Annotated in this window: 9 protein-coding genes and 1 other RNA gene; all 10 read right to left on the bottom strand. The window is 58.4% G+C overall.

Annotated elements, in window-relative coordinates; genetic code table 11:
• Window positions 1-4 precede the first annotated feature (4 nt).
• Window positions 5-1,663 carry a type I restriction-modification system subunit M gene (locus F6A13_RS05840; RefSeq protein ID WP_126605212.1) on the bottom strand — a complete coding sequence of 553 codons (1,659 nt, stop codon included), beginning with the start codon at window positions 1,661-1,663 and terminating at the stop codon, window positions 5-7.
• Window positions 1,664-1,665: 2 nt separating this feature from the next.
• Complete coding sequence (locus tag F6A13_RS05835) at window positions 1,666-1,965, bottom strand: KilA-N domain-containing protein (RefSeq protein WP_113526631.1); 300 nt, start codon at window positions 1,963-1,965, stop codon at window positions 1,666-1,668.
• 79 nt (window positions 1,966-2,044) lie between these two features.
• Window positions 2,045-4,855 carry a DEAD/DEAH box helicase family protein gene (locus F6A13_RS05830; RefSeq protein WP_113526632.1) on the bottom strand — a complete coding sequence of 937 codons (2,811 nt, stop codon included), beginning with the start codon at window positions 4,853-4,855 and terminating at the stop codon, window positions 2,045-2,047.
• A gap of 350 nt (window positions 4,856-5,205) precedes the next feature.
• Window positions 5,206-6,255 (bottom strand): Fic family protein, encoded by a 1,050-nt coding sequence (locus tag F6A13_RS05825; RefSeq protein ID WP_113526633.1) that lies wholly within the window; start codon window positions 6,253-6,255, stop codon window positions 5,206-5,208.
• A 90-nt stretch (window positions 6,256-6,345) separates the two neighbouring features.
• The gene (locus F6A13_RS05820; RefSeq protein ID WP_126605211.1) at window positions 6,346-6,624 is read right to left on the bottom strand and encodes a DUF1778 domain-containing protein; all 279 of its coding nucleotides are present in this window, start codon (window positions 6,622-6,624) and stop codon (window positions 6,346-6,348) included.
• A gap of 561 nt (window positions 6,625-7,185) precedes the next feature.
• Window positions 7,186-7,549: a transfer-messenger RNA gene (ssrA, locus tag F6A13_RS05815) on the bottom strand.
• Between the two features lie 109 nt (window positions 7,550-7,658).
• Window positions 7,659-8,501 (bottom strand): Hsp33 family molecular chaperone HslO, encoded by an 843-nt coding sequence (locus tag F6A13_RS05810; protein ID WP_126605210.1) that lies wholly within the window; start codon window positions 8,499-8,501, stop codon window positions 7,659-7,661.
• A complete protein-coding gene (locus tag F6A13_RS05805) occupies window positions 8,494-9,276 on the bottom strand; it encodes an ATP-binding protein (protein WP_225981978.1) in 783 nt (260 codons plus the stop codon). The genes F6A13_RS05810 and F6A13_RS05805 overlap by 8 nt, the downstream gene beginning before the upstream one ends.
• Entirely contained in the window at window positions 9,266-10,237 is a 972-nt protein-coding gene (gene rfaE1, locus F6A13_RS05800; protein ID WP_225981977.1) for a D-glycero-beta-D-manno-heptose-7-phosphate kinase, read from the bottom strand. The genes F6A13_RS05805 and rfaE1 overlap by 11 nt, the downstream gene beginning before the upstream one ends.
• Entirely contained in the window at window positions 10,218-11,540 is a 1,323-nt protein-coding gene (locus tag F6A13_RS05795) for a UDP-glucose dehydrogenase family protein (protein WP_113526636.1), read from the bottom strand. The genes rfaE1 and F6A13_RS05795 overlap by 20 nt, the downstream gene beginning before the upstream one ends.

Raw genomic sequence — 11,540 nt, 5'->3', positions numbered from 1 at the left:
GGGGTCATCCCACCATCCTCTTCAACTCCAGCAACTCGCGCACGATGCCGCTCTGCACCTTGGCGAGTTCCGCTTCGTCCACATCACCCACCTCCGCCTGAATCAGTCGCTCCAGAATCACGCCCGGCGCGTCGTAGTGCACCTCCTCGAACACGTCTTCCTTGTAGCGGGAGAGCGAAAGGTCGTAGCTCTCGGCCTCGATCTCGGCGCGTGGCACCATAAAGCATTTCGCCGTGCGGTCGGTGTCGGTGGCGGGGTTGCGGGCGTGGTAGCTGGCGATGATGTCCTGCAGGTCGCCAAAGCCTTCCTGCTTGCTGCGCTTGTCGTCCAGCGAATAGCCGTCGGCGGCCATTTCATAAAACCAGACGTGTTCGGTGGCGGGTTGGGTGACTTTGTCCTTTGGCCCCCAGACCTTGGTGAACAGCAGGATGGCGGTACTGACCCCGGCATAAGGCTTGAACACGCCGCTGGGCAGGGTGATGACGGCCTTGAGGTCGCAACGTTCCACCAGCAACTGGCGCAGGCTTTTGAACGCTCCGCCGGAACCGAACAGCACACCCTGCGGGACGATCACGCAGGCGGTGCCGCCTTTTTTGAGCAGGCGGTAGATGTTCTCGACGAACAGCAGTTCGGTCTTGGTGGTGCCCAGTCGCAGGTTTTCGTTGATGTCGCCCTTGTCGATGCTGCCGGTAAAGGGCGGATTGGCCATTACGATGTCGTATTCGGATTCCTCGGTGTAGCTCTTGCTGAGGGTGTCCTTGTAGTCGATGTGCGGCTCGTCAATGCCGTGCATCATCAGATTCATCAGCCCCAGGCGCACCATGGTGGCGTCGATGTCGTAGCCCCAGAGTGAGCTGGATAGAATCGCCTGGGCTTTTTTGGTCAGGGAGGCAGCGACCGAAGTGCGCACGAAGCCGTCTTCATCAGGTGTGAGGCCTTTGGTACCGGCCTTGATGGCCAGTTGCGTGACGATGTACTGGTAGGCACCGAGCAAAAAGCCGCCAGAGCCGCAGGCCGGATCGGCAATGCGGTGGCCCATTTGCGGCTGCACCAGATCGGCCATCAGCTTGATGATGTGGCGCGGGGTGCGGAACTGGCCGTTCTTGCCGGCGGTGGCGATCTCGGACAGCAGCATCTCATAGACATCGCCCTGGATGTCCTGAAAAGCCTGGCCTTTTTCCTGTGAGTCCTTCTCCATGATCTCGAAGATGTCGTCGATGGTTTTCACCGCTTCCACCAGCAGGGCCGGCTTGGGGATGATGAACACGGCGTTCTTCATGTGGTGGGTGAAATTGGATTCGGTGCCGTTCAGGTCCTTGAGGAAGGGGAAGACCTTGGTCTGCACGTGCTGCAGCATCCCTTCGGCCTGCATGCGCTTGAATTCGCTCCAGCGCAGGCTGCGCTTGTCGATAGCGAATTTTTCCGGCTCCGGCTGATTGCGGTATTCGGGCGGAATCCAGTTGCCTTCGAATTTGGAGACGTACTTCTCGCCCGTCCAGTCGGCATCGGCCTGACGCTTCTGGTCCAGCTCGTCGAGCCGCTTCATGAACAACAGGTAGGTGATCTGCTCGATGGCGGTGAGCGGATTGCTGATGCCGCCACTCCAGAATTTGTCCCAGAGCTGGCCGATCTTGCTTTTGAGTTCGGGGTTGTTCTGTAGCATGGTTATTTTTCCTCCAACTGCTTGACGTTTCTATCGGCAAGCAGGAGTTTCATCTGGTGAATGGCGGTCTGACCGGATTGACTTTTAATTGTGGCGAATTCGCCATAATTAAACGCAGGGTTATGCACCTGTTCCCAAATTCCGAGGAACTCGACGGTGTTCCGGTTCCGCAGCCAGTCCGAGATAAAGAAATCTCCGTCCTTGGCACGGAGCATGTCGGTCAGGGAAATGAAATCAAGGTCGCCATCCGAATAGACCGTTATCTCTGTGCCTTTTACCGATATTTTAGAGTTCTGCTTCATGGCCTCTCCATTCAACCGTCTCGAAGTCGACACGGATATAATCTGCGACCATCTGCGGTTTCGTTTTGGTGCCAATTCATCAAGCCGCCAACTGTTCCGTAAGCTGTAAGATTTCGTTGATTTCGGCCGGGCTAAAGACGCCACGAATCCCCTGTGGGTGGATGACCGTGAACGGCGCATTGATAAGGTCTTTCTTCTCGACCTTCTCGCGCTCGATGATGAAGCCTTTGAGCAGGTTCAGGAACTCCAGTTGACGGCTGGAAAGGTGCGTGTGCTGCCCGATGAACTGGTCGAAGGCTTCGCTGACCGTTTCGGGGAAGCTCTTCAGGGTCTTGATGCCGAGGATGTGGAGGATGAACTGGATGAAGCAGGCCTTGCGGTTCTTGTAGACCTGGCGCAGCAGATCTTCGGTGATGTGGGGGTGTTCAGCATGGAGCAGTTCAGCCAGTTCAAGGGCCTCGTCAGCCGAGACATCCTGACCATTCTTGAGCTTTTGCAGGATGGGACTGTGCGCGGTCAGTTCCGCGATCATGGTTTCGACCATCTCGCGGTAGCGGCTGATGCTGACCGCTTCGTGCTGGGGGCCGAACTCGACCATTTCTTTGCGGTGGATTTCATCTTTCAGGTCGAGGTGCGTTGGTCCGGGGCCGGTCTGCTGCTCACGGAATTTCATCAACGGACCAAGGCGCATGTTCAGCTCGTCAAGGGCATCTTCCATCTCGCCAGTATCCGTTTTACCCCAGTAGTGGTTGCTCTGAGCGGCGCGGATCAGGGTTTCTTCCTGCTTCACGAAACTGACCGTAAGCGGCAGTTCGCTGATCTGTTCGACGATGCCTTCCTTGAGAGTTTCGGCTTGTTCCATGTCTTGATTCAGAACGGCCAGCGAATATTCCAGCAGGTCACGCTCGAAACGCATGGCCTTGAAGTCGGTCTCGGACATAGTACGGAACAGCGGCTTGATTTCAGCGCGCAGGAACTCCAACCGTTCGTGGCTGAGGCTGATCCAGAAGTTGTCATCGTCCAGCCGCGCCAGCGCGGCGGCGGCTTCCTGGATCACCACCGATTCTTTCGGTAGTGCGGCAATCTGCTGGCGGAGCTTGGCAATTTCCCGCGCAGCGACTTCGGCATGGCCGCTGTCATTGGCCTTTTCGATCTTGTCCAGTCGCAGGCCCACCAGCCGCACCGGCAACGGCAACTGTGGCTTGAGTTCCTTGCCCTTGGGGTTGAGCTTGAAGTATTCGAAGTTGTCCCAGCAGTCGAGGATCAGGAACACGTCTTTTTCCAAGCACCAGGGCTTGGGTTTGCTGGCTTCCAGCAAACGCGTGCCGCGTCCGACCATCTGCCAGAACTTGGTATAGGAATAGACTGGCTTGGCGAACACGAGGTTGACGATCTCGCGCACGTCGATGCCGGTGTCGAGCATGTCCACGCTGATGGCGACGCGCGGCAGGTCGTTGTTGGTGAATTGATCGAGCAGGCCGCCTTTGCCGTAGACGCGTGGATCGTCGGACACCAGCACCTTGGCCAGCTCGCCGTGGTATTGCGGGTAGAGCTTGTCGAAGATTTCTTCCATGCGCCTGGCGTGGGCCTTTGTGGCGCAGAAGAAAATGGTCTTGCCCGGCAGCACGCCGTTGGCGTCCTTGATGGCTTCTTCCATGAATTCGCGGACGATCAGGGTGTTGGTGCCCTTGTTGATCACCTGCTTTTCGAGCTGGGTGCCCTCAAAGTTGATCTCCTCGATTTCTTTACCCTGCAGGATCAGCTTTTTCTGGTCTTCCAGCGAAATGGTGCGCTTGCTGATGCCTTCCATCTGAAACTTGGTCTGAATTTTCATGACCTGGAAATTGCAGAGGTAAGGCGGCACGTTGTTCACGGCTTCTTCATAGGTGTAGGCAAAGGTCGGCAGGCCATCTTCACAGTGGAAAAGCCGGAAGGTGTTGTGATCGATGATGTCGGTCGGTGTGGCCGTCAAACCCAGGGTGATGGTTTTGAAATAGTCGAGCACCTCGCCGAAGGTGTTGTAGATGGAGCGGTGGCTTTCATCGACGACGATGAAATCGAAGAAGTGCGAGGACAGGCTCTGCGCCTCGTCCCGAATGATGTTGAGCATCGTCGGGTAGGTGGCAACGTAGATGCGGCGATCTGTGGCAATCAGCTTTTCACCCACATTCGGCCAGCGCGGCTCGTTGGGCATGTGCTCCTTGAAGGCCGCCAGCGCCTGCTCGCGCAGTGCAATGCGGTCGACCAGAAACAGCACCTTTTCGACATGACCTGCGCGCATCAGTGCATCGACCATGGCAATGCAGGTGCGGGTCTTACCGGTGCCGGTGGCCATCACCAGCAGGAAATCGCGCTTTTTCTGTTCGATGCCTTCGAGTACCGAGCGAATGGCGCGGATCTGGTAATCACGGCCGGCAATCGAGGTGTTGATGAGCTCCTGCGTCAGTGGCTTGCGATTACGACGGATGTAGGCGAAGCGTTCCAGATCGTCGCGAGTGGGAAAGCCGACGACCTTGCGCGGCGGGGCATTCTCCAGATCCCAGAAATAGGTTTCGTGGCCATTGGTGTAGAAGCAGAACGGCAACTCACCGCCCAACTGCCTCTGGATGTTGTAGCAGTACTGCTTGGCTTGCTCGCGGCCGATGGCGGCATCGCGGCTGGTTTTTTTGGCTTCGATCACTGCCAGTGGCTTGCGGTCTTTGCCCAGCAGGACATAGTCGCTAAATTGGTGGCCCTCATAGGGGGTACGTGCTTCGGCAACACCTTCGGGCAAGGCGGTGAGGATGTCGAATTCCTCGACGACCTGCGTGGGGTCTTTGACATTCCAGCCAGCTTGTGAGAGTTGTTGGTCAATGATCTCTGACCGGGTTTGCGCCTCGGATTTGGTCATGAGTTACCGCCCTCCCAATACCGAGCAACACCGATTGCGGTAACCCAAGGTTCAGTACTCATGGCATTGACGTTCAAGGATATCTCAAAGTCGTTTTAAATCGTTATCAGTCTACCAGACGGCCGTATTGGCGACCACCTTGAGATACCCGCGATTGCTTGGTCGAGCTTGATCGGCCACGATCCGGACGCGATCCGTTGGGGCCATATGGGTAACCTCAGGCAGGTGGGTCAGGCGCTAGCGGGGGCATAGACCAAGGTGCTGACCGCCAGTGCATCGAAGGCCTTGCTGCGCTCAGCGTCGATCCAGGTTCAGTTCCAAACGCGCAATTGAACCCGCGTCCGTTACTGTCAGCGCAGGGCGTACCAGACCCCTCGGCCACTGCCGCGCTGGTTCATCGTGCCGCGCTCGACCAACGCACGGAAATGCTGCTTCAGCGTGTTGCGACTAGCCCCAGTCAGCTTGATGGCCTCGCCGATGGTGACGCGGCCGTGCTCCCGGGCGAACTCGACGATCTGTAGCTGCAGTTCCGGCATGGCCGCCAGCACGATCTTCTCGCGCTCGACCTTCTTCTCCAGGCACCGAACCTGTTCAGCCAGCGAGCGCAGGAAGAAAACCAGCCACGGCTGCCAGTTCGGCGACTCCGTGCGGATCGTGCCCTGCGTCTGCCGCAGCGCCAAGTAATAGGCTTCCTTGCTCTGTTCGACCACGCTCTCCAGCGAGCTGTACGGCACGTAAGCGTACCCGGTCTGTAGGAGCAGGAGCGTGGTCAGCACCCGGGAGAGCCGTCCGTTGCCGTCCTGAAAGGGATGGATCTCCAGGAACACGACGACGCACAGGGCGATGATCAACAGGGGATGTAGCCGGGCCGTTTCGCGCTCCTGGTTCACCCAGGCCACCAACTCCGTCATGAGGCGGGGCGTATCGAAGGGCGAGGCTGTCTGGAACACGATACCGATCCGCGCGCCGGTTTCGTCGAAGGCGGCGACACTGTTCGAGTTGGTCTTGTAGTTGCCGCGATGCCAGGCGTCCTTCTCGCTGTGGCGCAGCAGGATTTGGTGCAACTGCTTGATGTGGTTCTCGGTGAAGGGGATGCCCTGCCAGGACGAAAATACCAAGTCCATCAGCTCGGCATAACCAGCTACCTCCTGCTCGTCGCGGGTGGCGAAGGACTTGATTTCCAGGTTCGACAGCAACTGCTCCACTTCCCGGTCGGACAGCCTGCTGCCTTCGATGCGGGTGGAGGAGCCGATGCTCTCGATGGTGGCCACCCGGCGCAGGGCCGACAGTCGATCGGGCGCGAGCGTGCCCAGGGCGCGCCAGGCGCCCTTGAACTCGTCGATCCTGGCGATGAGGCTGAGGATTTCGGGGGTAATCTGGAGGGTGACGGTTTTCAGCATGAACCACACTTTACACCAAAAACACACCCATTTACACCCATTTTCTGAGGTGCATCCATTTAGACGCCCAATTACACCCATTCACACCGCTCAATCCAGAACCCCGGGCTCACGCAGCAATTTTTTCAGGCGCGGTTTGCTTTGCACCGGACGGTCCAGCGCTTCCTGGAACGCCTGCCACCGCGTGTCGTCCAGCACGAATTGACGACGATCTGCCAGCGTCTGCGCGGCCGCCGTCACGCCTGCGTCGAGCAGGAACTCGCTGACGTTCTTATGGCAGGCGCGTGCGGCTTCTTGCAGCAATTGCTTGACCGGCGTGCTGGCACGAACGTCAATGCGTTCGGTCTTGGAAAGATTCAGGGTGCTCACGGTGCCCCTCCGGACTGATCTTGGATGCCCTTACTGTAGTCGTCCGGACACTGTCCCGACAAGGTGTTTCTCCCCTTGGTCCTCATCCAGGCACATACATCCGTGTTGCAATCTGTCGGTAGCGATCGATAACTACCGACAAAACGCAACGACGGCGTTTCCTTTGCCACCCGATGCTGCGATCCAACCGCTTGATTCGTAAGCTCGTAAGCCATTGATCTGTATGGTGATGAGTTGCGGTCTTTGCGGTCTTCGGGCCAGTTCCAGGGAGCGAGGTCGGAGCGAGAAATAGCCAGGAGAGAGTGGAATGCGGCGCGAAACGGGCTGACGGGCTGACGGGCTGGCCGCTGAATATCGCGTATCTCCGGCCACCGTGACACCTGGACCCGAAAACCGCCGACCATATCGCCCCGTGCCGCGTCATGCCGGATCTTCGGATGCAGGGGTTTTTCTTTGGGTGGGGGTGATACCTACCGAGAACCAAGGGTAAGACGAAAAGTAAGACGCGGCCAAGAGTAAAAAAATAAAGCCCCTAAATATCAGGGGCTTACTTACCGTGATTGGTGGAGGCGGCGGGAATTGAACCCGCGTCCGCAGTACCTAGACCACCGGATCTACATGCGTAGTTTGTCTTTTGGCTTTAACCGCACCGCCCTCCGACAGACAGGATGACGACATGGCGATTCTGCTTTAATTTAGCACGCACCCCACAGACTAGAATGCGCACGATTCCGTGTTTCATGACCCTCCGCGCGCCTTTCAGCTCCGGATCCACAGACAAATCCGGGCAGAGGGCTCACTGCTTAAGCAGCGAGAGCGTAATTGCTGTCGTTGGCAATTATGAATCTGCGACCAGTTTTAAGAGCGAACCGCAGCTCTGCATGCACCGAAGGCTTCGCGACCTGCGTCGAAGCCGGTCGCCCCCTATTCACTTCGTTGGACAAGAATACGACCTAAAAGTTGCGCAAGCCAAATCTCTCGTCCGCCCCCGATACTACAGGAGAACCATCCGCCTGACTATGCTACAAACTGTGCTAATGCAGCGGTTTGCCCGCAGCAAACAGCAGCGCGATATCCGTATCCGCAAAACGATAGACCTCATGGCAGTATTCACAGGTGACGATGACCGCACCTTCTGTGGCCAACGTTTCTTCCGCTTCCGCCTGCCCCAACGACACCAGCATCCGCTCCACCCGCTTACGGGAACAGGAACAGGAAAAGGTCAAAGGCTGCTCCGTATGCAAACGCACCGATTCCTCCGGGAAAATCTCCGGAAGAAACTGCTCAGGCTGCGCCTTCAGCAGAGACTGGTCCGATCCGATGGCGATAAACTGGGTAGCCACCCGCCAATCCTCGACACGGAGTACACCTGGTAGCCGTTGCAGGAAATAACCTCCGGCCTGCTGCGCCGCCACGTCCACCGCCAATCGGAAATAGGCGGGCGACTGCACCGACTCTGTAAAATAGGCGTTCAGGGATGCCGTCAGTGTTTCCCGTAATGCCACCAAACCCTGATAGCGATACCGATCCATTCCCATGTCCACAGTGATGGCGAGCAGGGCATCGGGCAGGTTCGAGAAATCCACCGTAGCGCCCTCCTCCCAGCGACCATAAGCCCGCATGCCACCCGCCGCCGTCATCTCCGCCACCAGCAGTTTCAACGGCCCCTTGCTCTGCGTCTGCATGATCAAGCGTTCATAGTTTTTCTGGGTGGTAGCCATTAGCGCCAGACCCACCAACACCTCGCCCAGCAGCTTAGCCACGCCTTCTGGTCCGGAGAAATCCCGTAGCACCCGCGCGTAAATATCATCCAGGCGACAGCGCGCCCCTCGCAATGGCAAGGTCTCCCAATAAAAACTCTGCGAAAAATCAGTCATGTGTTTCCTCAAATTCCAAACCTTCCAGTCCCTGCCCCATCAGCGGCAGCAAGGCACGCTGGAGTTGTTTGAACAGCCGGGGATCGTATGCTTCCTGCGTGGCAAGGAGTTCTTTCATGTGCTGGCGCTCCGTCGGTTTGCCGAAACAGGCCGGACAATTTTCATGAATCACCGGCAGGGCTTGCTCCGTGGCGAACTGGCGCGTTTGTCTTTCCCGGCAGTACACCAGCGGGCGAATCACCCGTAAGTCGCCTTCCCGCACTCGGTAATGGGCCTTCATGGTGCGCAACTCGCCATTATAAAACATGGACATGAAGAAGCTTTCGGCGAAATCGTCGAGATGTTGCCCCAACGCCAGGACCTGATAGCCTTCGCGCCGCGCGCAGCGATACAAAACGCCTCGCCGCATGCGCGCACAAAAACTGCAATAAGAAGGCCGTAGAAGGTGCTTTTGTGCACGCTCATAAATATTCTGTCGCTCCAGAAAATACGGGATACCCAGCTCCCGCAGGTAAGGTACCAGCGGTTGTGGATCATAATCCGGACTCATGGGGTCGACGGTGGCCACGCCCAAGTCAAATGGCACCGGGGATTGCCGTTGCATGGTCCGCAACAGGTGCAGCAGGGTCAGGGAGTCCTTGCCACCGGACAGACCAAGCAGGACGCGATCCCCCGGCTGAATCATGCGAAAATCGGCAACCGCCCGGCCGGTCCTGCGCTGTAAAAGCTTCGGTACGGGTAGCCGCGGCAGAGTCGTCACCATCTCAGCCTTCACGCATGGATTCCGTCGCGGCCAACTCTTCCACCGTCACGACGGCCGCCCCCAGCTTGCCAACGACGATTCCTGCTGCGCGGTTGGCCAGTTCCACCGCACGATCCATCGCCCAGCCCGCTGCGAGGGCCGTCGCCAGAGTTGCGATGACCGTGTCTCCAGCACCCGTTACATCAAAAACCTCCCGGGCCTGAGCCGGATGGTGATGGATGGCATTCTCCATAAAAAGGGTCATTCCTTCTTCACCGCGCGTCACCAGCAGTGCTTCCAGTTGCAGAGATACCCGCCACTGCTCACCCAACGCGCGGAACTGCGCTTCATTCGCCCAGGTGCCCGCCACTGCCTGAAATTCGCCGAGATTGGGGGTGATGATGGTCGCCCCCTGGTACGGGCGATAATCCCTACCCTTGGGGTCGATCAGCACTGGAATACCCAGACTGCGCCCCAGTGCCACCAGATATTCCACTTCCCGCAAGGCGCCCTTGCCGTAATCGGACAGCAGCAACGCCTTGGCGTTGATCAGTAAGGCCGGCGCCTGCTCACGCAAGGCGTCGCTGTGGGCCTGGCTGGGCTGCGCTTCAAAATCCATGCGCAGGAGCTGCTGCTGGTGACCAATGACGCGCAACTTCACCGTCGTTGGACAGGCCTTGTCAGGAATCAGCAACGTCTTGATCCCGGCTTCCGTCAGCAGCGTTCCCAAACGCTCACCCGCTCCGTCATCCCCTACCAGGGCCAGCAAGCGTGCCTGCGCCCCCAGCGCCAGCACATTCAGGGCGACGTTGGCGGCGCCGCCGGGACGTTCTTCTTCTCGCCGCACCTGCACCACCGGCACCGGCGCTTCGGGCGAGATACGTTCGACTTTGCCAAACCAGTAACGATCGAGCATCACGTCACCGACGATAGCCACCTGCGCCCGCGCCAGACTGTGCAAATCCCCGGCCATATCAGGGGCGTCCAATGGCATGATAAGCAAACCCTTCGGCACGCACGACCGCCGGATCGTAAATATTGCGCCCATCGACGATGAGAGACCGACGGAGCAGGCTGTGCATCTGTACAAAGTCGGGGCTGCGGAATTGCTGCCACTCGGTACAGATCACCAGCGCTTCGGCCCCTTCACAGGCCATGTAGGGGTCCGAGCAGAGCCGCAAGGCGTGTTCTCCTCCATAGATCCGTCGGGCTTCCTCCATGGCCACCGGATCATAGGCCTGCACCTGCGCACCGCGCCGCCATAAGGCTTCCATGAGTACCCGGCTGGGGGCCTCGCGCATGTCATCGGTGTTGGGTTTGAAAGCCAGTCCCCACACGGCAATGGTTTTGCCCGTAAGATCCTCGCCCAAAGCGCTCACCACTTTCTGCTCCAGAAGCCCCTTCTGACGATCGTTCACCTTCTCCACCGCAGCCAGGAGAGGCGCATCAAAATCATACTGCCGCGCACTGTGTTCCAATGCCCGCACATCTTTGGGGAAACACGATCCGCCATAGCCGCAACCCGGGTATATGAAGTCATAACCGATGCGGGGATCGGCGCCAATTCCGCGCCGTACCTGTTCGATGTCCGCTCCCATCCGCTCCGCCAGTCCCGCCAGTTCATTCATCAGCGATATTTTGGTGGCGAGCATGACATTGGCGGCATATTTGGTGAGTTCCGCGGAAGGCGGGTCCATGATGATCAGGCGGTCATGATTGCGGTTGAACGGGGCATAGAGGACGCGCATCCGCTCCGCTGCCGCCACGTTATCCACACCGATGATAATCCGGTCCGGCTTCATGAAATCCGCCACCGCCGCTCCTTCCTTCAGGAACTCGGGATTGGAGACCACATCGAAGACAATATCCGCCGCCCGGTCCTGCAAAACAGCAGCAATTCGGGCGCGGACTTTTTCTGCAGTGCCTACCGGTACCGTGGATTTATTGATCACCGTGACCGGCCGTTGCAAATGTCGGCCGATGTCGCCGGCCACCGCCAACACATGACGCAAGTCGGCAGAACCGTCTTCATCGGGCGGTGTCCCCACGGCGATGAACAGGAAATCCCCATGGGTTACGCCCTCGGCAACCTCCGTAGTGAAGCGCAAGCGCCCGCCGGCAATGCCTTCCTGTACCATGGCGGGCAAATCCGGTTCGTGAATGGGCACATCTCCGGTCTGCAACCGCGCCACCTTGTCGGCGTCCACGTCCACGCACAGCACCTGATTACCCACCTGCGCCAGACAGGCGCCAGTGACCAGCCCCACGTATCCGGTTCCCACCACCGTTACCTTCAT

The sequence above is a fragment of the Acidithiobacillus sp. 'AMD consortium' genome (assembly GCF_008926505.1).
GTDB classification, from domain to species: Bacteria; Pseudomonadota; Gammaproteobacteria; order Acidithiobacillales; family Acidithiobacillaceae; genus Acidithiobacillus; species Acidithiobacillus ferridurans.
The sequence above is the reverse complement of the archived record's forward strand: the minus strand, read 5'-3'. Positions and strand labels throughout refer to the sequence as shown.

Bases quoted from the DNA above. Each gene is read 5' to 3' on its own strand.
- F6A13_RS05795 (WP_113526636.1), bottom strand. From the start codon at position 11,540: ATGAAGGTAACGGTGGTGGGAACCGGATACGTGGGGCTGGTCACTGGC.
- F6A13_RS05830 (WP_113526632.1), bottom strand. From the start codon at position 4,855: ATGACCAAATCCGAGGCGCAAACCCGGTCAGAGATCATTGACCAACAA.
- F6A13_RS05835 (WP_113526631.1), bottom strand. From the start codon at position 1,965: ATGAAGCAGAACTCTAAAATATCGGTAAAAGGCACAGAGATAACGGTC.
- F6A13_RS05810 (WP_126605210.1), bottom strand. From the start codon at position 8,501: ATGACTGATTTTTCGCAGAGTTTTTATTGGGAGACCTTGCCATTGCGA.
- F6A13_RS05840 (WP_126605212.1), bottom strand. From the start codon at position 1,663: ATGCTACAGAACAACCCCGAACTCAAAAGCAAGATCGGCCAGCTCTGG.
- rfaE1 (WP_225981977.1), bottom strand. From the start codon at position 10,237: ATGCCATTGGACGCCCCTGATATGGCCGGGGATTTGCACAGTCTGGCG.
- F6A13_RS05825 (WP_113526633.1), bottom strand. From the start codon at position 6,255: ATGCTGAAAACCGTCACCCTCCAGATTACCCCCGAAATCCTCAGCCTC.